Origin of the sequence: Exiguobacterium sp. s168 (assembly GCF_018619035.1) — a bacterium.
GTDB classification, from domain to species: domain Bacteria; phylum Bacillota; class Bacilli; order Exiguobacteriales; family Exiguobacteriaceae; genus Exiguobacterium_A; species Exiguobacterium_A acetylicum.
In genome coordinates this window covers 70,279-91,928 of sequence record NZ_JACSNE010000003.1, presented here as the reverse complement: position 1 = coordinate 91,928, position 21,650 = coordinate 70,279, and the positions used below count along the sequence as shown (strand labels likewise).

The 21,650-nt window shown below is 49.0% G+C and carries 22 protein-coding genes and 1 other annotated feature; of the genes, 9 read left to right on the top strand and 13 right to left on the bottom strand.

Annotation, left to right across the window (positions count from 1 at the left end; all coding sequences use genetic code 11):
- Window positions 1-7 precede the first annotated feature (7 nt).
- The 6 genes from KNQ15_RS03165 to KNQ15_RS03140 all read left to right on the top strand — a co-directional run bounded on the left by KNQ15_RS03165 (window position 8) and on the right by KNQ15_RS03140 (window position 4,543).
- On the top strand, window positions 8-298 hold the full coding sequence (locus tag KNQ15_RS03165; protein WP_029342503.1) for an EscU/YscU/HrcU family type III secretion system export apparatus switch protein: 291 nt from the start codon (window positions 8-10) through the stop codon (window positions 296-298).
- On the top strand, window positions 295-687 hold the full coding sequence (locus KNQ15_RS03160; protein WP_214727768.1) for a flagellar export chaperone FliS: 393 nt from the start codon (window positions 295-297) through the stop codon (window positions 685-687). Before KNQ15_RS03165 ends, KNQ15_RS03160 begins: the two co-directional genes overlap by 4 nt.
- Complete coding sequence (locus KNQ15_RS03155; protein WP_214727766.1) at window positions 684-1,574, top strand: flagellin N-terminal helical domain-containing protein; 891 nt, start codon at window positions 684-686, stop codon at window positions 1,572-1,574. Before KNQ15_RS03160 ends, KNQ15_RS03155 begins: the two co-directional genes overlap by 4 nt.
- A 13-nt stretch (window positions 1,575-1,587) precedes the next feature.
- Window positions 1,588-2,028: a YaaR family protein gene (locus KNQ15_RS03150; protein WP_058705025.1), complete on the top strand. Its 441-nt coding sequence runs from the start codon at window positions 1,588-1,590 to the stop codon at window positions 2,026-2,028.
- 25 nt (window positions 2,029-2,053) lie between these two features.
- A complete protein-coding gene (locus tag KNQ15_RS03145) occupies window positions 2,054-2,716 on the top strand; it encodes a DUF2225 domain-containing protein (protein WP_214727764.1) in 663 nt (220 codons plus the stop codon).
- Between the two features lie 87 nt (window positions 2,717-2,803).
- Entirely contained in the window at window positions 2,804-4,543 is a 1,740-nt protein-coding gene (locus KNQ15_RS03140; RefSeq protein ID WP_214727762.1) for a sensor domain-containing diguanylate cyclase, read from the top strand.
- Window positions 4,544-4,595: 52 nt separating this feature from the next.
- On the opposite strand, the gene KNQ15_RS03135 is transcribed toward KNQ15_RS03140, so the two are convergent.
- The 11 genes from KNQ15_RS03135 to KNQ15_RS03085 form a co-directional block, all read right to left on the bottom strand.
- The gene (locus tag KNQ15_RS03135; RefSeq protein ID WP_169738097.1) at window positions 4,596-4,772 is read right to left on the bottom strand and encodes a hypothetical protein; all 177 of its coding nucleotides are present in this window, start codon (window positions 4,770-4,772) and stop codon (window positions 4,596-4,598) included.
- Between the two features lie 27 nt (window positions 4,773-4,799).
- Window positions 4,800-5,186 carry a hypothetical protein gene (locus KNQ15_RS03130; RefSeq protein WP_231496899.1) on the bottom strand — a complete coding sequence of 129 codons (387 nt, stop codon included), beginning with the start codon at window positions 5,184-5,186 and terminating at the stop codon, window positions 4,800-4,802.
- A complete protein-coding gene (gene fliS / locus KNQ15_RS03125; RefSeq protein WP_035410054.1) occupies window positions 5,150-5,518 on the bottom strand; it encodes a flagellar export chaperone FliS in 369 nt (122 codons plus the stop codon). The genes KNQ15_RS03130 and fliS overlap by 37 nt, the downstream gene beginning before the upstream one ends.
- Before the next feature lie 15 nt (window positions 5,519-5,533).
- Complete coding sequence (fliD, locus tag KNQ15_RS03120; protein ID WP_214727760.1) at window positions 5,534-7,105, bottom strand: flagellar filament capping protein FliD; 1,572 nt, start codon at window positions 7,103-7,105, stop codon at window positions 5,534-5,536.
- A 17-nt stretch (window positions 7,106-7,122) separates the two neighbouring features.
- Complete coding sequence (locus KNQ15_RS03115; protein WP_214727750.1) at window positions 7,123-7,479, bottom strand: flagellar protein FlaG; 357 nt, start codon at window positions 7,477-7,479, stop codon at window positions 7,123-7,125.
- A gap of 505 nt (window positions 7,480-7,984) precedes the next feature.
- Window positions 7,985-8,902, bottom strand: a complete 918-nt coding sequence (gene hag / locus KNQ15_RS03110) for a flagellin Hag (RefSeq protein WP_214727742.1) — start codon at window positions 8,900-8,902, stop codon at window positions 7,985-7,987.
- Window positions 8,903-9,117: 215 nt separating this feature from the next.
- Window positions 9,118-10,401 (bottom strand): methyl-accepting chemotaxis protein, encoded by a 1,284-nt coding sequence (locus KNQ15_RS03105; protein ID WP_050678723.1) that lies wholly within the window; start codon window positions 10,399-10,401, stop codon window positions 9,118-9,120.
- Window positions 10,402-10,565: 164 nt separating this feature from the next.
- Window positions 10,566-12,074, bottom strand: a complete 1,509-nt coding sequence (locus KNQ15_RS03100; RefSeq protein ID WP_214727727.1) for a peptide ABC transporter substrate-binding protein — start codon at window positions 12,072-12,074, stop codon at window positions 10,566-10,568.
- 95 nt (window positions 12,075-12,169) lie between these two features.
- Window positions 12,170-12,407, bottom strand: a binding site (T-box leader).
- A gap of 62 nt (window positions 12,408-12,469) precedes the next feature.
- A complete protein-coding gene (locus KNQ15_RS03095) occupies window positions 12,470-12,862 on the bottom strand; it encodes a hypothetical protein (protein WP_214727725.1) in 393 nt (130 codons plus the stop codon).
- Between the two features lie 276 nt (window positions 12,863-13,138).
- A complete protein-coding gene (locus KNQ15_RS03090; protein WP_214727723.1) occupies window positions 13,139-13,969 on the bottom strand; it encodes a GNAT family N-acetyltransferase in 831 nt (276 codons plus the stop codon).
- A gap of 63 nt (window positions 13,970-14,032) precedes the next feature.
- The gene (locus KNQ15_RS03085; protein ID WP_214727721.1) at window positions 14,033-14,515 is read right to left on the bottom strand and encodes a hypothetical protein; all 483 of its coding nucleotides are present in this window, start codon (window positions 14,513-14,515) and stop codon (window positions 14,033-14,035) included.
- Window positions 14,516-14,651: 136 nt separating this feature from the next.
- Between KNQ15_RS03085 and KNQ15_RS03080 the strand changes: the two genes are divergently transcribed.
- The gene (locus KNQ15_RS03080) at window positions 14,652-15,155 is read left to right on the top strand and encodes a hypothetical protein (RefSeq protein WP_023469278.1); all 504 of its coding nucleotides are present in this window, start codon (window positions 14,652-14,654) and stop codon (window positions 15,153-15,155) included.
- 258 nt (window positions 15,156-15,413) lie between these two features.
- On the opposite strand, the gene KNQ15_RS03075 is transcribed toward KNQ15_RS03080, so the two are convergent.
- Both KNQ15_RS03075 and KNQ15_RS03070 read right to left on the bottom strand, forming a co-directional pair.
- Window positions 15,414-16,679 (bottom strand): HAMP domain-containing sensor histidine kinase, encoded by a 1,266-nt coding sequence (locus KNQ15_RS03075; protein ID WP_214727719.1) that lies wholly within the window; start codon window positions 16,677-16,679, stop codon window positions 15,414-15,416.
- Window positions 16,676-17,332, bottom strand: a complete 657-nt coding sequence (locus KNQ15_RS03070; protein ID WP_214727717.1) for a response regulator transcription factor — start codon at window positions 17,330-17,332, stop codon at window positions 16,676-16,678. The genes KNQ15_RS03075 and KNQ15_RS03070 overlap by 4 nt, the downstream gene beginning before the upstream one ends.
- Before the next feature lie 130 nt (window positions 17,333-17,462).
- On the opposite strand from KNQ15_RS03070, the gene KNQ15_RS03065 reads away from it, so the two are divergent.
- Window positions 17,463-18,611: a hypothetical protein gene (locus KNQ15_RS03065; RefSeq protein WP_214727715.1), complete on the top strand. Its 1,149-nt coding sequence runs from the start codon at window positions 17,463-17,465 to the stop codon at window positions 18,609-18,611.
- A gap of 198 nt (window positions 18,612-18,809) precedes the next feature.
- On the top strand, window positions 18,810-21,635 hold the full coding sequence (locus KNQ15_RS03060; protein ID WP_214727713.1) for a sensor domain-containing protein: 2,826 nt from the start codon (window positions 18,810-18,812) through the stop codon (window positions 21,633-21,635).
- Window positions 21,636-21,650 lie beyond the last annotated feature (15 nt).

The following is a 21,650-nucleotide window of genomic DNA, read 5'->3' as shown; positions in this document are numbered from 1 at the left end:
GACCGTTATGTATCAGAAAATCGATTTAACCGGACGCAAGACCGCTGCCGTCCTCCGCTACGATGAAGCATCCGGTCAAGCACCGGTCGTCGTCGCTCGGGCCAGCGGACAAGCCGCCGATCGAATCCTGCAAGAAGCACGGGCGAACGGCGTCGCGATCGAACACGATACGTCCTTGCTCGGTCACTTGCTTGATCTCGATCTCGGGACAGCGATTCCGCCGCAACTGTACGACGTAATGGCAGAACTGCTCTTATTGATCGAAGAACTCGACAACGCGAAAGGACGGCAGACATGATAGAACAAGAACTTTACGCGATGACCCCGCAACAGCTGACGGAAGTGATGTTGACGGGACTCGTCCTTCAATATGACCAGGCTATTCTCGCACGTGACGCGAACCGCTTTGACGAAGTCAACGAACGCTTACAAAAAGCCTATCAGTTACTCGACAAACTGCAGGCAGGGCTAAACGACGACGGTGGTATCATCACCGCACAACTCGATGCGCTCTATTACTATCTTGCCGAGCAGACGTTACAGGTCTATAAGACACCACGTACCTTAGACGAACTACTCGAACTGGCAGAAGATTTACGCGTCACTTGGCAAGCGGCACAGACCGTCGATCGACCGCTCGTGCGCGCCGCACATCATCAACGATACGAAGGGATGGAATACGAATGAGAATCACGAATAACGTCCAAGCCTTAAAGGCTTATCGCAATCTCAGCATCAACCAGACGAACGTCAAGACGACGATGGATAAACTGTCGAGCGGTCAGAAGATCAACCGGGGCGCGGATGATGCAGCTGGTCTCGCGATTTCAGAGAAGATGCGTAATCGCTTGAAGGCGCTCGATAAAGCGGAACAGAATGTCCTCGATGGTATTTCGATGGTCCAAACGATCGAAGGTGGACTCAGTGAGACACACAATCTATTACAACGGATGCGCGAACTCGCCGTCCAAGCGGGCAACGGCACGCTCGCAACGGAAGACCGGACAGCAATCCAAGAAGAGATCAACCAGCTGACGAACGAAGTTTCACGGATTGCGAAGACGACACAGTTCAACGGCAAGGAATTACTAAGCGGTAAGTTCAACGATGCCGATAGCGCCCTGTTCATCCAGACGAACGCAGGAGCAAACGAAGGCATCTCGATCACGATTGACGACATGCAAGCTCTCGCGCTTGATATCAGTTCAACGACACAAACGAATCCGTCGATTCGTCCACTTGATTTTCCGAGTGGGAATGCACCCGAGTACGCCCTTAGCGTCATGACGGCTACGGACGCAAACGACGCGATCAGCCGGTATACGAAAGCAATCGATACGATTTCCCAGCAGCGAGCACAGCTCGGCGCAATCCAGAATCGATTTGAAGCGACGTCATCCGTCCTCAGTGTCAGTGTTGAGAACTTAACAGCATCGGAATCACGAATTCGCGATACGGATATGGCGCGTGAGATGATGGAATATGCGAAGTACAACATCCTCAATCAATCGGGGATGGCAATGATCGCTCAAGCAAACGCCTTGCCGCAAGGCGTCTTACAATTACTCAACTAAGGAGGCAGACCCGATGGATATCCGCCGCATCCAAGAAACGCAACGACTCCAGTCCTTAAAAGGTGGTCCGCGTGAAGTCGAGGCGTCGACGACGTTCTCTGCCTTGATGCAAGAGAAGCGCGACCATAAAGGTTACGAGCGCCTGCAACAGAAGCTCGCCCTCGTCGAAGAACATGGACAACTGCTCGCTGAAAGTCAGACGATCGAGCATCTCGAAAGCTATAAGGAAAAAATCAAGGACTTCTTAAAAGACGCCCTCGACCAATCGCAACAACTCGAAGAGAAGCGCGGCTTCAACCGCCGCGGTCGGACGAAGATTTATAAAGTCGTCGAGCAAGTCGATGCGAAGCTCCTGCAGTTGACAGATACGGTCATCTCTGGCGAATCGCGCCGGCTCGATATCCTCGACCAAGTCGGCGAGATCAAAGGCATGCTCGTCAACGTCTTCGTGTAATCTAGAATTAGAGGAGTTCCCCTACATGCCAGACTTATACCTTAAAAAATGCACCTGCCCCTACTGCTTGAAGACGACCGAGACGAAACGTGTCCTGTCACGACATATCCGTGTCGCCTCGACCGACTTTGATGGCTTCATCCGCCATCAAGGCGTCAATGTCTATCTGTACGAACCGGTCCAGTGTAGCCATTGTCGATTCTTCTTCCACGAGTCGTTCGGAAAATTATCGCCGGACGTTCGGGCGACCTTGCAAAATCACATCCTGCCGACGCTTCCCGTCTTGCCGTTTGTTGGCACAGAACGGACGATCGAGCAGGCGATCCAGCTCTATAAGCTGTGCCTCTACACGGCTCAAGTGACAGAGCAAAAGCCGGCGATCCAAGCAATGCTCGGCGTTCGTCTGTCTTGGTTGCATCGCTTAACCGGTCAATCAGCGGAAGAACAACTCTGGGCCAACCGAGCAATCGAGAAGTATGTCTCGCTTTACGAAAATTACACATCCGTTAAAGAAAGTGGTATTCCAGAAGATGTTCTATGGCTTCGGATTGCTGATTTATATGCTGTGACAAAAGACAAAGAACATGCCCGTTTATGGTACAGCCGTTTGTTCCAAAGTCAAACGGCGACCGACAAAGTTAAAAAAGACGCACGAACCCACTGGGAATGGGTGCAAGAGCAGGATTGATCCTTGTTCGTCAATAGACGCAACAAGGATTTTTTTCACCACTCGTCGAAAGGAGCCAACACACCGCTTCAGGAAAGGAGGTCCGCGATGCGACCGACGTTACCACTTCTTTATTTACTCATCACCTATGGGGTGATGTTGCTCGTTAGCAGAACACCATTCGTTCCAATAATTGCCGTTCTTGCGACGCTACTTGCTGTGACGTTCGTCGCTGTTAAAGCCAGGCGTTGGTTCTTTCCAAAACACCCGGAACGTTCGGTCGGCATCGCGATTCTCTTGTTCGCAAGTGGTCTCTGGATCAACTTTATCCTGACCTTCTTCCCGCACCCACCGGAAGTTGACTCTGCTGCGAACCTGACATTGACCGCCTTTTTAATGTTGACGGCCATCGCCTTTTCCCGATTGATCGACTGGTCATCGATCCGTCATGCGCGGCTTCTCTACGTCGACGGTATCCTCTTATTCGGGATGGTCTTCGTCTTCGGTTACACGGTCATACTGCAACATGTACCGATGTTCGCTCGCTCCGACATCGAGTTCGTTGCCATGCTCGGCTACGCGATTAGTTTCATTGCGCAGTTGTTCTTCTTTCTGGTCTTATATGCGACAGGACTTCGTGGACCAGCACACAGACGACTGATTCGGGCGATGATGGTATTCATCTTGGCGAACTTCGGTTATTACACATTCTTCATTCGCGATCAATTAACGTTTGCCGCTTGCTTCTTCCCGCTCTATGCAGTCAGTTTGTTTGAGCTAGCTATCTACTTTAAAGATGTTCCACCGAAACAGCCGGCACGCGATCGGCTCGGTCGACCGTATTTGCCGTACATCAGTCTGCTCGTTCTGTTGACGGGCATCACGTTCCTCCCGATGGCGCAGGATGTCTACTTCCCGACCCTGATCATTTTGTTCTCGTTGTTTACGTTCCGGCAGTTTTTCTCCGAACGTCTCAATCGTCAGTTACTAACGGAACTCGAGACGTTCGAAGTCGATTTGACACACCGGATCGACCGCCATACAATGCAACTCGAACTCCGGAAGGAAGAGTATCGCCGCCTGTTCCTCGCCCACCCACAACCGATCATTCGCTTCGACGGCAATGGGCATGAGAAAGCGATGAACCCGGCAGCAGAACGTTACTTCCCGCACGGGTATGTTCCTGATGCGTTAGTCGATCAATTGATCGCGGCATTTCTGAAACTCGAGACTGGTGAAAAGCAATTATTGATGCGTCCTGTCGATGGACGGACGTTCGAAGTAACCTTGATTCCGATTCCGGGTGAAGCGGATTTATACGTCATTCTGTCCGATTTAACAGAAGCCTTATCGCAAGAAAAGTGGCTTCAAGAGCTCGGCTATCACGATGTATTAACGGCACTTCCAAATCGCCGTTATTTCGAGGATCACCTTGGAGCGCGGCTCGCAACCTTAACCGAAGGATCGCTGCTTTTCATCGACCTCGATGGCTTTAAGCAAATCAATGACCGCTACGGCCACGACGCCGGAGACTACGTCTTGCAGGAAACAGCACGTCGGTTGCAGCTTGATTTAACGCAGGATGATTTAGCGGCACGCCTCGGTGGAGATGAATTCATCGTTTTCCTCGCTCGCAGTCGCGCGGAGACGATCACCTACGCTGAGAATGTCCTCCTTCGCTTGAACGATCCCTTCTTCTTTGACGCGACTGCGATGCAGGTCACGCCGTCAATCGGCATCGCCCGTTATCCAGACGATGGTCGGACGACGAGTCTACTCTTGATTCGCGCCGACGAAGCGATGTACACCGTCAAGCAAGAAGAGAAGAACGCCTACCGCTTTAAATGAACGGCAAAATGCCCCGTCCACAGAAATGGACAGGGCATTTTTTGTCATGAGCTTACGACTCACGACGATATTTTTCTTCTTCGTAGGCATCCGGTGCATCGGAGACAGGGCGTTCGAATTCTTCCCATGATTCCGATTCAACGTCCGGTTCAATGAACTGATCGTACGAGCCGTCCGATTGGAAATACGGCTGCGGTACGGGACGCTTCTTGTCTTCCCGCTTGGTCACGAAAGATCCCTCCCTCACACAAGAAAGTTACTGACGAGAATCAAAATACGGTGAAAAACTATGATCGACTTCTTCGTACGGATCAACGTACGATTTACGACTCGTTTGCGTCTGACGCAACTGACTGATTTGTACCCCTAATTTAGCCGTTTCCGCTGATAATTTCAAGTCGATTTTCCGACTATCAGCGACGAGCTCCTGGATGACGGCTTGATTGGCACCAGCAAGCAGATTCGAGTGCGCCGCGATGAATGCTTCTCGTTCGTTCAGCAGACCTTGAATCTTCTCGATCCATTCGTCATACGTCTCTTCATTCGGCGTTTGATCAAGCAGTTCAATCAGTCGTTTCGTCTTCAGGCGAAGCGGATCGAGCGGACTCATCGTTGCCGTGCGAGTTTCATCGCTTCTTTCCACGTTTCGCGGAATTCTTCCGCAAAACCGATCACTTCGTCGATTGCAACGAGGTCATTTTTGACATTCGCATCAATCAGGCGTGTTTGCATGTAGTCATACAGGCTATTCAAGTCTTTCGATAGCGCAATCGATTGATTGAGCGTCAATTGTAACTCCGAAATAATTGCTTGTGCTTTTTGGATGTTCGTATTTTTTTGTTCGATCATCTTCTGTTCGATCGCTCGTTTCGCAAGCATCGAGAATTTGATCAAACCTTCGTATAACATCAGTGTTAAATCTTGAGGTAACGCTGTCGTTACCGAGTTCGTTTGATACGTCGCATAAGGGTTCATCGCGTTTCCTCCTTTTTATTGTCCTTGTCCGAGATAGCCAGCAAGCGTTGATGACTGACTGTTTGCTTGGTTCATCGCTTGTTCCATCGCCGCGAATCGGCGATAGTAACTGTCTTCTTTTCGTTTTAGCTTGTCTTCCCACGACAACATACTCTTATCGAGATCAGCGAGTGATTTTCCGAGCCGATATGTCGTTGAAACTGCACCGTCCCGACCGGCGACTCCAGAAATCTTATCGCGGAGTGTCGTTGCGAAGCCTTGAATCTGACGAACGAAACCGTCAATTCCGTTTTGACTTGGAACTGGATTACCTTGCCCATCCTTCGTCGGTTCCGGGGCGTCAGCAGTAAACAGTTTAAAAACACCTTCCGGCTGTTCTTCAAGCATCTTCTTCAGTTTCGTCTCATCGATTTTTAGCTTCCCACCGTCACGGAAATCACTCGTTGAAGTAATTCCGATTTGTGACAAGTACTGGAGTTGAATCGTATCCGTACCTGACGTATACGAGTAACCCGTATCGATTTTCGACGAGATCGCACTCCGAAACTGATTCAGTCCGTCCTGTAAGTAGCTATCGTTCTTCAAAACACCACTCATCGCTTTTTCTTCCCACTTCTTGACTTCATCCTCGCTCAGTTCCTTGCGTTGCGCATCCGTCAATGGTTGGTAATCACGGTATTTTTCTTCACGGACTTTTTTGTTCATCTTATCGATAACGTCGTTGTATTTATCGACGAAGTTTTTGATCGAATCAAAGTTTTTCTGTGTATCGAGCGTCGTATTGATCGTCGTCGCTGTCGTCGTGACATTGTTCAAGGTGATTGTCAGACCGTTCTGCGTAAAGGTATTCGTTGTTTGTTCGAGTTGTTGTCCACCAATCGTGTATTTAGCGTTCTGACCTTCACGACCAAAGGTTTTGTCCTCTGAGTTAATCTTTACGGTGTTATTTGAAGCATCAACAATCGAGATGTCGGCACCGTTTGGATTCAAGTTACCGGTACTCGTTTTCGTTAAGACCAGTTTTCCTGTTAAATCGTTGAAGACCGCGTTCATACTAAGACTGGTTTTACCGTTGATTGCTACTGTCAAATCCGAGATTTTTTGTGTTGCATCCAGTTGTAAAGTTTCCGTCACCGCTTTGCCTGTTGCATCGAAGGTATTGATTTGGACGTTGATTTTTCCATTTGCGTCTTTCGTGAACAATCCACTCTCTTCAAGTGTGGCATCACTTTTCTTCCCACTTGCTGCGACCATAGTTATCGAAGCCGCACTAGCCAGTTGATCAATGCTGTCAATCGTTACACTACCTGCTGCCGCAACTGGACTTGCCGTTACCGTCAGCGCAATCGGATTAGAACTCGTGACGGTTTTCGATTGATAGTTCTTCGACAACAGCATATCGCTTGCCGCTGTCCGAAAATCAAGTAACGCCCGGTTCATCTCTCGGTACGCATCACGCTGCCATGTCAGTGTCTGCTTTTTTTGCGATAATCGATCGACCGGCGCTCGTTCCGCCTGCATCAGTTGTTTAATCATCGTTTCTGTATCTATGCCACTTGCAAGACCACTCAGTCGAATACCTGCCATCCAATCAGTCCTTTCCGTTAAATCCGTTTATCGATTAATTGATTAAATTCCATGAAGGCCGCAAAGAAATCGAGTTCCTTTTTACTCGGTATTTCCTGAACGACGTTATTGTTCGTATCGACAACTTGAATATAAAATTCGTTTAATTTTTCATGCTTGACGAATTTCAATCCTGTTCGTTGAAGCTCAAGTTTGATGTTTGCTTGTTCCATTGCTGTTTCAAGTTTTGTAATATGCTGTGGTGTCGGTAGGACAACGACTCCTTCTTCTGCTAGCGCTTCCTGATTCGCTTCCACAAACACATTCCGTGTCGCTTCGTACGGTAGGACGTTCGAAGGTAGATGAAGGCGAATTTCCGTATTGATGGAATTCATAGTCGGTCACTCCTTAAATATTCTCTATGTAGTATATCGGTCAATTCATCTGATTTGTTAGAGTTCTAGTACAACAAAACAAAAAAGGCCACGGAACGAGTCCGTGACCTGAACAATCGATATGTTCCAATTACGATTAACGGAGTAATTGGAGAACGCCTTGCGGCTGTTGGTTCGCTTGCTACGCGCATTAGCTTTCGCTAATGATAAGACTATATCTTCATCCTAGATATACTAGGAGCTGGGCACTTCCCCCGCCGTTTACGGAGTACGGATTTCATAACCATCGGACAAGTCCATTAGGTCGTCTATCCTAGTCGTTGAACCTTCACCAAGGTTTCCCTACAGGTGCTTGGCTGCTGATTGTCCAATCCTCAATGTTTTTCAAAACGATCACGCTCGCCGTTTCCAGCCACGTTGTCGTACATCAAGGCTCTCAGGAGTTCCAGCAATTCACCCAGTCATGATCTAATCCGTTACCAGATTAGACGCCCGGTAGTATCAATCATCGGAGGAGTTGAAGAACGCCCTGCGGTGTTTGATTCGATTGAGCCAACATCGCTTGTGCAGCTTGTCCAAGAATCGAGTTTTTTGTTTGGTTCATCATCTCTTTCGCCATATCAACGTCACGGATACGTGATTCCGCAGCTGTTAAGTTTTCAGAAGAGGTTTTGAGATTGTTAATTGTGTGCTCGAGACGGTTTTGGTTCGCACCAAGTTTTGAACGTTCAGCTGAAACCTTCTCAATCGCTTTATTAATTGTATCGATTGCAGCCGTTGCAGTTGCTGAATCTTTACTAATATCTAAAGCACCAGCAGTAGTTGCTGCAGCGCCGGGAACATCATCAGCTGTTCCAAGAATTGTATCTGTACCTGCAGTAGTTGCTGTAGCAGCTGTTGCTGTAGTATCACCTACACCTAAAGATTTAGCATCCATTGCCGAAATGCTAATCGCCATTGTTTGACCTTTGTTAGCACCAATTTGGAATGTAAGTGCACTAGCACCTTGACCATCCAGTAATTTTTGGGTGTTAAATTCAGTAGTATTTGCAATCCGTGTAATTTCTTTTGCTAGTTCGTTAGATTCTTTTTGCAATTCTGCACGGTCTGCTCCAGTGTTCGTATCATTCGATGATTGAACTGCTAATTCACGCATACGTTGAAGGATGTCATGAGTTTCATTCAAAGCACCCTCAGCAGTTTGAATCATTGAGATGCCATCTTGTGCGTTACGCGAAGCTTGATCCAAGCCTCGAACTTGTCCGCGCATTTTTTCAGAAATTGCAAGACCTGCTGCATCGTCTCCTGCACGGTTAATGCGAAGACCTGAAGCGAGTTTCTCCATTGATTTGCTTTGCGCACCAGTTGCAGCTGAAAGTTTGTTGTGCGTGTTAAGTGCTGTTACGTTGTGATTGATAATCATTGTAATTTCCCTCCATAGGATAAGTTTTTTGTCTCTTTGAAGATCCGTCTTCTCCGAGATGTGCCCCCTGGCCGGCCCAAGGGTGACACGGTAGAATTAGTCGATGACTGCTTCCACCTTATATATCGTCGCCCATTCAAAATATTTAACAACTTTCTTCAAAAAAAATGCAAAAAAAATCGCACATCCATGTCGGATGTACGATTTCTAATTAATTACAGACGCGTTGCACCTGTCTCTTCTTGTAATTGTTCTGCTACTGCTACAAGCTCTTCCATCGCCCCGTTCACTTCGCCGAGTGATGCTGCTTGATGGCTTGACGCCTGCAAAACTTGCTCCGCGTGCTTCGATGCTTCCTCAACCATTGCAAGGATATTCGCTGTCGTTAAGCCAACTTGATCGATTTCTTGATCCGATTTGACAACGAGTTGATCGACCGATTTAACGCGTGAGTAAACATTTTCTGTAGAATGATGAATCTCTTCGAACGACGATCCTGCTTGTTCTACGAGTCCGACACCTGTAGCGACTTCACTCTGAACATCCGTCATCGCGTTCGCTGTATCGTTGACGAGACGCTTGACGCCAGAAATCAAATCGGTGATTTCTTTCGCTGATGTTGCCGTCTGTTCAGCGAGTTTTTTAACTTCTGCTGCAACAACGGCAAATCCACGTCCTGCTTCTCCTGCTCGTGCCGCTTCAATCGATGCATTCAAACTGAGTAAGTTTGTTTGTGCCGAAATATCACTGATGACATCCGTGATTCGTGAAATCTCACCTGTCATATCCGTCAGACGACCGTTTAGTGTCGCCGACTGTTCCATCTTCTTCGAAATCATGTGCATCGCTTCGACAGAATCTGTTGCGAGTGTCTTCCCGTTTTGGGCTTCCGTCTGCATGACTGTCGCTGATTTCAAGGCTTCGTTCATTTCTTTTGCTACTTCATCCATCGTCCGTTTGACGGCACCGAGGGCATCCATTGATAAGTAGGCTTGATCGACATTTTCGTTCATCTTCGCGGACAGTTCTGCCATTGCTGAACGAATGCTTTCACCCGACGCATTGCCTTCCTGGACTGCTGCTGCAATCTCTTGCGCGGACGCTGTCAGCTTATCGCTCGAGCTTCCCATCTGTGTCGCTTGTTTACGGATATGTAAGACCATCACTTCTAGTTCGTGCATCAGTTGGTCGACTTCATCCCCGCGCTTCGCTTCTTCAAAATCGACGTTGAAGTTGCCGTTCGCGACTTCGCGTGCCGTCTCTGTCGCCTTTTCGATTGCTTTGATCGGTTGACGTAGAATCAATTGCGTCAACGACGTCCCAATCAACGATAATAGTAAGCCAATCCCTGCTCCAATCCAGATCGCGTTCGTATCCGCGACATCAAGTCCACGGTGGAGATAGAGCACGAGCTGAGCTGAGATGCCGCTCGTGATGACTGAGATCGCCAAGACCCAAAAGAATAACCGTACCTTCAAGTTGCTTCGTAATTTACGCATAACCGAAACTCCCTTTCCTGTATCTTCTTTCACCGTCCTCTCTATCGGTTTCTTTTGTAACCGTTTTAAGTCAGTTGACCCGATTTTCAAAAACGATTCCCAGTGAACTGACAAAAACACATCAAAAAGAGTGATGGATCAAATCTTCCATCACTCTCTTTTTCTTATTTCCGCTCAATCTCAACATACTTATACGAGATATCCGTTCCGACATTATGACGGGCGAGATTCTTCACTTCCGTATTTTGCAGGAAAGCATTCTTCCGTTGGTAGACAGGCGAGATCGCTTGATCGTCGAGCAACACACTTTCCGCTTTACTGAGTAACGCGAGACGTTTGTCTTGATCGAGTTCACTTTCAGACTGCTTCAAGAGACGATCATATTGTTTATTCGAGTAATCCATCATGTTGAACGGGTTACCTGTCGTGAACAAGTTCAAGTATGTCGTTGCATCCTGATAGTCCGGCGCCCAGCTCGCGAGCGACAGATCGTAGTCCCCGCGCCCTTCACGGGCGAGACGTTCTTTCTTCGGGAGTGACAATAGTTTGACGTCGACGTTCTGTTTCTTCAACGCCCCTTGGATATACTCACCGATTTTTTTCGAGACGTCGTCATCTTCGATCAACATCGTCAACTCAAGATTTTGCTTCGCAAGCACTTTTTTTGCCGCTGTTGCATCATATGATGATTTGATTTGACGCGCATTATCGTATTTCGGATCAAGTTCTTGCGGCACGATGTAATCCGCTGGGAGTGATCCATTTCCGAGTAATGTTTCTGTCAGTGCCTTTTTATCGTATGCCGCGTCGATTGCTTGACGTGTTTTCTTATCCTTTAAAGCATCCGTCTTTTCGTTCATCCGGATGAAGAACATCCGCGAATCGCTGAACGTGTTGTACTCTTTTTTCCCTTTGTACGTGACGACGTTCTCTGAGTTGAGTGGTGCGACATCGAGATCGCCTGACTCGAACAAGTTGATCGCAAGCATCGGATCCTTGATGATTTTGACGTCGACTTCGTCAATCTTGACGTTTTTCCGGTCTGCGTACTCAGCATTCTTCGCAAGCGTATACCCTTGCTCGGCTTGATATTTCTTGAACGTGAATGGTCCGTTGTAGACGTTCGTCTTTGGATTTGTTCCGAACTGGTCGCCTTCTGCTTTGACGATATCTTCCCGGACCGGCATATAGGTGCCGAACGTCGTCATGCTAAGGAAGTATGGTGTCGGACGTTTCAGTTCGATTCGGAGCGTCTCGTCGTCGATTGCTGTCGTTTTTTCGACTGGCTCGAGCAAATAAGCGAACGGTGAGTTCGTTTTGATGACGCGCTCAAATGCATAACGGAAGTTCTCTGCTGTGACGGGCTTTCCGTCCGACCATTTGGCATTCGGGTCAAGCTTGAACGTATAGACTTTTCCGTCTTCAGACACACTATGTGATTTCGCTGCCGCTGGAACAAGTTCGTTGTTCGCGTCGAAGCGATAGAGTCCTTCATAAATTTGGTTGAAGATGTTTGACGTGATAGCGTCTGCCGGGTCGACCGACAGGAGGTCGTAACTCTCCATCGTATGCAGGACCTTTTTGTCCGCTTGTTTGTCTTCTGCTGGTTCTGTCGTTGCACATCCTGCGAGTAAAACTGCCGTGCTCGCCGCTGCGATCAATGTCTTTTTCATGTGTAGTGCCTCCTGAGAAATGTGATGAGCGTTGGATGATTCGGCATTTGACATACAACAAAAGGCGCCCTCTACGCATAGCTAACAGCTAATGCATAGAGGACGCCTGTATCCGCGCGGTGCCACCTCTGATTAAGACGAAAAATCGTCTCCACTTGTCGCTGGTCCAACAACCAGCTAGCCCGGTAACGGGGGCAACCGTCCTGTCTACTCGAAGGTTCAACAGGCTCTCAGCGGTCCATTCTCGTTCAGCTTACCGTGTCAGGCTCTCACCATTCCTGACTCGCTTGGTCGGCAGTGTTGACGTTACTTACTCCGCGTCGTCGATGTAATTGATATGGCTTAACTTGTTGTTTACTTTACACGGCTTGTTTTTCGCTGTCAACGAAAAAAACTCAGAACGGGTGGTCTTCTTGTTTTTCTTGTTCCCGACGGACCGGTCGTGGTTGAATCGGTTCGACGTGTTTGACATGTGTTCGTGTAACGATGCGGTTACTGAGTGCTGCATCGACCAAAATCGTGATCGCTGCTGCCATGTGCAAGAACATCCCGACGACGGGAATGACACCGACCGTTGATGCGACAATCCCGACGATGTTCCCTTTTGAGACATTCCCGGCACGTGCCGTCAATACGACGACGACGATGTGAAACGCGAGCATCAACCACAGGGCATTATAACCTGAGAAAATGACGATCGAACCACCTAAGAGCGGAATCCCGAGCACCGCTTCCATTCCACCTGATACCCACTTCAACGTCCGCAATGAATTCTGTCGACTCTCCATGACGTCGCCTCCTCTTTTTTTCCATATGTCTAGTATACGACGGATTGCAGAAAAGGTTCCAACGTTTTTGTTTAGTTTCTGTAATAACAACTAAAAAAGAACGATCCGCAGACCGTTCTTCGATGATGCATCACACGTCCACTCGACTCCTACAGGAAAAAGCGCGTTCGCGCTGTCAGAGACGAACAAGACCCGGTTCTGCGTCGAAGACGACAGAGTCGCGGCTTGTGTCTCGCCTGAGGAAAGCGAGTGGAAAAGTCGTGATGCTCATTTCAATTAAACCGCCAACACGTGGAACTGATAGCCACGATGCACGACGAACCCTGCCTCTTTGTAAAGATCGAGTGCCCGGTCGTTATCCGTCTCGACGTCAAGTTCGAGTTGTGTCCGACCTGTCCGGAACAACGCTTGAACCATCAATTTCAGCATCTTTTTCCCGTAACCATTACCTTGCGCTTCCGGACGAACCGCAAACGCATGGATGCTCGCTTGTGTATCGGAAGCGAGATAAGCACGGATGACGCCGACCGGTTTGCCGCTTGCGACACCGATGAACGTAATCCGGTCATCGGATTCGATCGCTTGATAGATCGACTCTGCTTCTTCGTCCGTGTTCCCGAACGATTTGCCGAGCGTCTCAACGATGAACGGACGGTCGTCTGCTGTCGCTTCGCGTAATTCGAAATCCGGATCGGCTTTCAAGAACAACTGCGCCTTTTTCAAGATCATGTTGTACTCGGTCATCCGGTACTCAGCACCTAATCCTTCGAGGACAGCTTGACCTGACTCACTTGCACCGTCAATAACGAACGTGAATGCTTCAACGCCTGCTTCCGTCGCCCGCGCCCGTGCTGCTTCAACGAGTGTCGTGAAAATGCCTTGTTTCCGGTAATCCGGATCAACGAAGACATTCAATTCCCACTCCGTCGGTAAGTACGCGAATGCTTGTAAATATCCAATCAATTGTTCGCCATCATAGATGGCGAAATCGTTCTCGCCGACCCAATCGGCTGCGACTTTTAATTCAATGCCATCGTGATCGTTGACACATTTTTCGAGTTGTAATACATCTGTTGTTTGTTTGACGTCTGTGACGTTCCATTCCATATTCATTCACCTCATTTTCAACTATACCGAACGAACAAAAGAAGCACTAGCAAAAGCTAGTGCTCATTGCAGTTTGAATGTCTTCATCATCTGCGGGACGTCCTTGACGATCAAGTTCTCGATCGCTTTTTTGCCGACAGCACCTTTGACGGCTTCCGTCGGTAAGACGTAGTAATACGTTTTACTACCTTTCGTCCCGAGATATGTACCATATCCGATTTCACGGTCGAACTGTTTTTTCGAGAGCTTCTTCGGCTCGTAGTTCAAGTTAACGAGCAGCTGATCCGCTCCCTTAACTTTATAGTACAACGCGAACGTGCCGCTCCGCGTGACGACACCGTATTTCGATTTAACCGTCTTGTTCTTAACGAGCTCGACTTTATCTTGTTGGATCGCCTTTTTTAACACGTCCGTCGTCTTGACGGTATAGCCGAACGTCTTATTTTCGACGACCCCTTTACTATACGTCACGTTGCTTGCAGCAAAACCCGTCACCGGAGTCAGACATGCTCCGAGTAAGACTCCTGTCATTGCGATTCGTTTCATGCTGACTCCCCCTAAAATGATTGATAGTAATGGATTCCCTTTTGTGAAATAGGTAAACTCTATTCTCGAAAAAGATTTGACGGAATTGTCTAAATTTCTTACGATAGGGATAACGAAACGAAATGGGGTTAAAGCGATGACTGAACAAGAACAATTAACGCAAGAACAGCTCGATAACTTGCTCAAGAATGCGTTTGCAATGCAGGTTCCGATCCTCGAGAAGTTCATGAAGGATACACACGATCGTTACGCACTCGCAACGACGTCATTCAAGCGTGACATGGAAGCGATGAAAGAGACGGAATGGCATCAGTTCTTCGCAAGTAAACTATTACCGCACTTCTTCCTCGAGCACCTTGGATTTGGTGCCTCGTTCCGCTTCAACGGACACGATAAGGAAGTCGATCTTCCAGAAAACGTCGTGCCGGTCCGTAATGATGCTGATGAGCAAATCGACAAGGTCGTCCTCGGGGTTAAAAAGGCGATGCAAGATGAGCACATCAAGAATCACGATCTCGTCGCGAACTTCTATAAGGAAACACTCGAACTCGCTTGCCAGATGGGCAGCCGTGTCGGGATGAGCGATGAGTTCTATACTCTCGTCAAACCAAGTCTCGTTCATGCGAACGAAGGCGAATGATCTTTAACTTCTACCAACATTAATAGGAGAACAGTTTCTGTGTGATACGGAAACTGTTCTCCTTTTTCGTGTCCCTATTTCAGAACGAAGTAGCTCATCCGCGACTCCTACAGGAAAAGAAAGTGCCAATAGCACTTTCGTCAGGGACTAGTAAGACCCGGCAGATGGTACGGAGTGCAAGATGCCGCGGCTTACTCCCGCCTGTGGAAAGCAAGGATGACGGAATCGTTCGTCAGAATCCCCTACCATTCTATCCCATCAAAATCGAACGTAGAACACCGCTCCCCCACCACTTCGGTCGCGAACACCATAGTCGAATTGATGACTATCGAGAATCATCCGACTGATCGCAAGACCGAGTCCATGCCCGGCACTGCCTTCTTGTTTGACGTAGACGTCCCAGATCGTCGCCCGGTCTTCTGTTCGGACACCCATTCCTTCATCCTCGACCGTCAATTCGTCATGCGTTAAACGAACGGTGACCGTTCCACCGACAGGTGAAGCAAAGCGGGCGTTCATCAAGAAATTGATCAGGACACGTTCGAACATCCGTGGATCAAGGGATTGCCTCACCGGTTGCAGCTCCATCGCCAGCGTCAGTCCTGCCTGTATGAACGTTCCACGCAGACGTTCAACTGTCCCAAGCACGAGTTCATCGAGTGCCACATCCGTCTTTTCAAGCGGCATCCGTCCACCGGCAAGCTTCGAATAAAGTAACGTCTCGTCAATCAGATGACCGAGTCGATCCGTCTCCTCGATGATGCTCGTCGTCACGTCGGGCAGTTCGGCGACGGGAATGACACCTGCCGCGAGCGCCTCGGTCTCGTTTCGAATGATTGCGAGCGGCGTCCGCAAGTCATGGGTGATACCGGCGATGAACGTCTTTTGCAGATGATCCTTTTGTTTGAGTTGTGTCTGCATCTCATCGACGGCGTCAATCAACTCCCCGACTTCATCCTTCGGTCGGGCTGGCAGGACGACGTCCGTTTCGCCAGCACCAATCTTTTGGGCAACGGAACGAAGCGTGACGATCGGTCGTGTCAAGTGTCGTCCCATATAGTAAGCAAGTAATGATGCGAGTAACAGCGTCACGAGTAACGCAAGTCCGATCGCGAGATAAACACCACTCAGCGCACTACTCGCCAGTGGTGCTTGTCGGACCGTCGTGATGCGCGTTCCATCAACGGTCAGCTGATATGTCAGCAACCGTTCGTCTTGCACTTCGATGACGTCTTTTTTCTTCAGCCCATCTAAAAGTGGTAACCGTCCCGCTGGTCCACGCGCACCGATCCGTTGCGTTAATCCATCCGTCGTCAAAAAACCTTGAATGTCACGTGGAATCGGCGTGTCAGCTTCAAGCGCTTGTTTGATGATGTTCGCTTCCCGCGCGAGTTGATCGTACCGTTCGCCTTCCGCGAACCGATTGACGAGGAACGCCGTCAAGACGAAACTGAGGACGCCCATCACGAACAGCGGACCGACGACAGCGTATAAGAACTTACGCATCAAGGGACGTCGTTTCATTCAATCGCCTCCAATCGATAGCCGACCCGGTGCACCGTCTTCAATTGTTGTTTAATGACGGGTAGCTTATCCCGCAATTGTTTGACGTGCGTGTCAACCGTCCGGGTATCGCCACCGAATGCGTAACCCCAAACGTCGTCAAGAATCTGATCCCGGCTCAGTGCCTCATCGAGATGTTCGATGAAGTAGAGCAACAGTTCGAATTCCATCTTTGCGAGACTGACTGCCTGTTCTCCCAACTTGACTTGGCGTCCCTTCTCATCGATCGTCAAGTCACCGAACGCATGGCGTGCGACCGGACGGACTTTTAGTGCCCGTTCAAGCCGGATCGTCAACTCCTTCAGGACGACTGGTTTGACGAGATAGTCATCGGCACCGAGTTCGAGTCCGAAGACACGGTCATCGGCTTCCCCACGCGACGTCATCATGAAGACGACCGGTGGCTGGACTTGTGATTTGATACTTGGCACGAGTGACCAACCGTCACCATCCGGTAAGCGGACGTCGATCAAAACGGCATCAAACGCCCTCGTCAGGCACTGCTTCGCCTCCGCTAATGAACCGGCAATCGTCACCTCATACGCATGATGCCGGAGGAAGCGTGCCGTCACCTGCGCTAATTTTTGTTCATCTTCAATCAATAGTACGTTCATGGTCATCCCTCCACTCTTAGTGTAGCGCCTTTTTGCCTACATTTGCCTTTCTTCGCAGTTTCTTTGCAACTTCCTCACAACTTCTCTTTCGTCACCCTCTACCATAAAAGGTGAAAGGAGTGATCATCCCATGACATTCAAAAAACAATGGATCACTGCATTGACAATTAGCGCATTAACCGTCGGAGGCGCATCAGCATACGCTGCGACGAACGACGACTCGAGCACAACAAAACAAGCGAAACACGGGCACCACTTCGAAGGTATGAAAAAGCACGACATGACGTTACTCTTGAAAAAATTGAACCTGACACAAGCCGAGGCAGATGCTGCCCGTGAGAAAGGACAATCGATCGCTGATCTCGCAAAAGCAAAAGGCATCTCGTTCGCTGATTACAAGAAGGCAGAACTCGCAGCAGCGAAAGAACAACTCGCAAGTCTCGTCAAATCAGGCGACTTAACGCAAACGCAAGCAGACGACATGTTGAAGCGTCAAACGGAACGCTTCAGTGGCGTCAAGAGCTACGATGAACTCAAAGACAAGATGCCGATCGGTCGCCACGGTGGACCTGGTTTCTTCAACGAATCGTTGATTGCTGACGTCCTGAAAGCACTCGGACTGAGTCAGTCGAAATTCGATGCAGCGAATCAATCGCTCGCTGCTTATGCGAAGGCACAATCGATTAAGTTCGCTGACTACAAAAAAGCGTTGCTTGCAGCTCAGACGAGTGAACTCAATCAACTCGTCAAAGACGGGAAGATGACGAAAAAACAAGCAACAGAAATCAAGTCTCGTCTGACAGAGGAATACAAGGACGCGAAGAGCTATGATGATCTTCCGGATCGCGAACACGATAAGCGCGGTGACCATGGACCAGGTGGTGTCTTCGGTGACGCGACATCAGCGATTCTAAAAGCACTTGGACTCGATGAAGCGAAATTCAAAGCAGCGGATCAATCATTGCCTGAATTTGCGGAAGCGAACAAGATTGCTTACGCGGATTTCGAGAAAGCTGTCCTAACAGCGCAAAACGCTGCGATTGATCAACAAGTCAAAGATGGCAAGCTGACAGACAAACAAGCGAAACAGATCAAAGAACACATCCAGTCTCGCGCGGATGAAGCCTCAAGCTACGCTGATCTCAAGAAAGGACCAGAGCGCGATGGTCATGGTCGCGGACACGGACATGGTCCGGACGGTGACATTTCAGGAGCACCGGATCAAGGAACGGATGTCGATCCAAATGCCAGTGACACGTCCATCGATTTAGCGATTTAAAATTTCGACCGAAGCTCCTGCATGAGAGCTTCGGCTTTTTTGTGTTCGATTTAGGACAGATGTCTTTTAGTCGTGATTTTCATATACTGGTTCACTTTTTTGAAAAATAAGTCTATTTCTTGAACGAAGGTTGCAATTTCCATTTCCTACACCCGATACTAGTAAAGAGAACGCTAGTATTGTAAGGAGGTGACGTGGATGGCTTTTCATGAAGCGATGAATCGGATTCGTCAATCCGACACAGCCCCACTCTATATCGGTGGACTTGAAGTGTCCCGTCCGGAAACGGCGGAAGCCTTCTTTCAGCAACAGACAGATGCAATCTTTTTATTCGATGCCTCTGGAACGATCATCTATTTCAATGAACAGTTACCAGACATGCTCGGTTATTCCGCTGAGACGCTCTATGAGCATTTCGCAGTGTTCAATCCGCCAGATCAAATCGAAGCGGTGACTGCCTTTTTCACACGTGCCTTAAGTGGCGAGACCGTTCATTATACGGCACAAGGACTCCACGCTGATCAACACCGGGTCACATTGAAGATCACGAACATGCCAGTCGAACAAGATGGACAAGTCATCGGTGTCTATGGTGTCGCGCGTGATATCACACGTGAGACACAACTCGAAGAAGATGTCACGTCGATTCGCTCTCAACTCGAACTGACGGAACAGATTCCGGAACTCATCGTCTTCCATTTTGATGTTCAAAAGCAGACGATCGAATTCTCCCCTGCCTTACTGCATTTTTTAGGCCTTTCAGAAGTCGATGCGACGACACTCGATCAAGCACAACTGTTCAGTCGGATTCATCCACGTGACTTCGATCCGCTTCAGTTCGAGATGGAACGTTTGATTGCGGGTGAAAAGGAACGCTTTGAAATGGAAGTCTCCCTGCTGACGGCTGACGATACCTATCAGCTGTTACGCTTGAAAGCCTTTCACCGTCCGCACCATCCGAATCATCTGTCGGTCGTCCTGTATGATTTATCGGAAGTCGACGAGGCACGACGTCAACTCGTCACGGAACGGGCGCAGGCGCGTGAAATCTACGAAGCCGTCAATGCCGCGATCTCGCAAATTGACTTAATTTCGGGGCGAATTCTCTTTCACTCACAAGGGTTCCTGCACATCTTCGAAGAGTTACCGCAGGACTTAATCCTTAGTCACGAATGGTTATTCGAACGATTAGACGTTCGCGATCATGCGGCGATGAAACAGTTCATCGGACGGTTAGTCGACGGTCAGGCGGGAACGATTCAGTACCGTCTTCACTTTCCAGATGGTCGTATCAAATGGATTGAGGACCAACAGATCCCGGTCTTCCAACTGGACGGCACGATTGCCTATACGAATAGCATCATGCATGACATCACGCTTCAAAAAGTGTACGAGGAACAATTACGACAGCTCGCTTTGCGTGACGCCGTGACGCGCCTGCCAAACCGGCAAGCGCTCATCGAGACAATCGACGCGTGGCAAGAAAAGAATCAATCGTTCTTCGTTCTCACCGTCTCCTTCAACCGAATCGCTGAGATCAACAACGCCTTTGGACACGGTTCCGGTGACCAATGGTTACAAGGAACGGCAGCTTTATTACAACAAACGAAACCGGACGAGACGTTTCTCGGGCACCTTGGCGGCGATGAGTACGCCTTGCTCGTACCGACGAGCTATAAACAAAACGTGACGACATGTGCGCAGTCATTGCTCGACTTATCGGAAACACCGATCTCAATTGAACCGTATGCCTTGTTTGCGCGGATCTCGGTCGGGGTCAGCCGGTATCCGGAAGACAGTACGGACGCCGTCGAATTATTGAAGCATTCCTATACCGCCTTACGTCGCTCACGTCGTGAAAACCACAGCACGATGCACCACTACGCATCGAATCTTGATATCGATTACTATCGTCGTTATCGCCTTGAGCAGGACTTGCATTATGCGATTGAACGTAATCAGCTGTTCCTTGAATATCAGCCGAAGGTCGATAGCTGGACCGGAAAAATCGTCGGTCTCGAGGCGTTAATTCGCTGGCAACACCCGGAATGGGGACGGATTCCACCGAACGACTTCATTCCGCTTGCCGAAGAGAGTGCCTTACATGTCGCAATCGGCGACTGGGTCGTCGAGACAGCGTGTCGTTCGATGCAGCACTGGAAGACGACAGGGGCAGAGCTCGTTCCGATTTCCGTCAACGTCTCACCAAAACGATTCTTGATTCCTGGTTTTGAACATCATATCGAGCGGATGCTGTCGACGTATCAGCTCGCACCTGAATTACTCGAACTCGAAATCACGGAAGCCGCCTTGATCATGGATGACCCGATGACGAGTCGGACGCTCGAATACGTCAGTCGGATCGGCGTTCGAATCGCACTTGACGACTTCGGAAAAGGCTACTCCTCGATGGTCTACCTGCAACGGTATCCGATCAACGTCATCAAGATTGATCGACAGTTCGCGACCCACATTACGGATGACGCCAAAGCCCAAGCGATTGTCAAAAGCATTCTCTACATGGCAGGTGAGTTCAATCTAACGGTCGTCGCAGAAGGCATCGAGACGCTCCGTCAGCTCGATACGTTCCGGACGCTCAATTGTCCGAGTATCCAAGGTTACCTGTTTAGTCACCCAGTGTCAGCGGACGTCATGGAATCGTTTCTCCTGCGCGAGATCTTGTATCCGATCGAAGCCTGTTCCTTATCGAGCGATACGGTTCCTCGCTTCTCTGTCTCAGGAAAAGTTCGCATGTTGACACATCACACCCAGTCGTTTGAACTACCCTTCTCCGATATCGAAGCCCATCGGACGAGCACGCGTGCGATCTACTTTTCGACGAAGACGTCGTTGCCGTTGTCAGATGCGACGTTTGAGATTCGATTGAGTGAAGGATTACAACTCGTCACTTGTACAGTGACGATCAACGGACAGGAAGATGAACAATATATCGGCGAATACACGAATCCGACAGAAGCGGAACAGATCATGCGCTTCTTCCAGTCGTTACGCTATCGCCCTTGACCTCTCCACGAAGAC

Coding starts and splice junctions, on each gene's coding strand:
- KNQ15_RS03150 (WP_058705025.1), top strand. CDS start 1,588: ATGGATATCCGCCGCATCCAAGAAACGCAACGACTCCAGTCCTTAAAA.
- KNQ15_RS03070 (WP_214727717.1), bottom strand. CDS start 17,332: ATGAACGTACTATTGATTGAAGATGAACAAAAATTAGCGCAGGTGACG.
- KNQ15_RS03100 (WP_214727727.1), bottom strand. CDS start 12,074: ATGAAAAAGACATTGATCGCAGCGGCGAGCACGGCAGTTTTACTCGCA.
- KNQ15_RS03080 (WP_023469278.1), top strand. CDS start 14,652: ATGACTGAACAAGAACAATTAACGCAAGAACAGCTCGATAACTTGCTC.
- KNQ15_RS03065 (WP_214727715.1), top strand. CDS start 17,463: ATGACATTCAAAAAACAATGGATCACTGCATTGACAATTAGCGCATTA.
- KNQ15_RS03165 (WP_029342503.1), top strand. CDS start 8: ATGTATCAGAAAATCGATTTAACCGGACGCAAGACCGCTGCCGTCCTC.
- KNQ15_RS03090 (WP_214727723.1), bottom strand. CDS start 13,969: ATGGAATGGAACGTCACAGACGTCAAACAAACAACAGATGTATTACAA.
- KNQ15_RS03155 (WP_214727766.1), top strand. CDS start 684: ATGAGAATCACGAATAACGTCCAAGCCTTAAAGGCTTATCGCAATCTC.
- KNQ15_RS03085 (WP_214727721.1), bottom strand. CDS start 14,515: ATGAAACGAATCGCAATGACAGGAGTCTTACTCGGAGCATGTCTGACT.
- fliS (WP_035410054.1), bottom strand. CDS start 5,518: ATGAACCCTTATGCGACGTATCAAACGAACTCGGTAACGACAGCGTTA.
- fliD (WP_214727760.1), bottom strand. CDS start 7,105: ATGGCAGGTATTCGACTGAGTGGTCTTGCAAGTGGCATAGATACAGAA.
- KNQ15_RS03060 (WP_214727713.1), top strand. CDS start 18,810: ATGGCTTTTCATGAAGCGATGAATCGGATTCGTCAATCCGACACAGCC.
- KNQ15_RS03095 (WP_214727725.1), bottom strand. CDS start 12,862: ATGGAGAGTCGACAGAATTCATTGCGGACGTTGAAGTGGGTATCAGGT.
- KNQ15_RS03115 (WP_214727750.1), bottom strand. CDS start 7,479: ATGAATTCCATCAATACGGAAATTCGCCTTCATCTACCTTCGAACGTC.
- hag (WP_214727742.1), bottom strand. CDS start 8,902: ATGATTATCAATCACAACGTAACAGCACTTAACACGCACAACAAACTT.
- KNQ15_RS03105 (WP_050678723.1), bottom strand. CDS start 10,401: ATGCGTAAATTACGAAGCAACTTGAAGGTACGGTTATTCTTTTGGGTC.
- KNQ15_RS03140 (WP_214727762.1), top strand. CDS start 2,804: ATGCGACCGACGTTACCACTTCTTTATTTACTCATCACCTATGGGGTG.
- KNQ15_RS03145 (WP_214727764.1), top strand. CDS start 2,054: ATGCCAGACTTATACCTTAAAAAATGCACCTGCCCCTACTGCTTGAAG.
- KNQ15_RS03075 (WP_214727719.1), bottom strand. CDS start 16,679: ATGAAACGACGTCCCTTGATGCGTAAGTTCTTATACGCTGTCGTCGGT.
- KNQ15_RS03160 (WP_214727768.1), top strand. CDS start 295: ATGATAGAACAAGAACTTTACGCGATGACCCCGCAACAGCTGACGGAA.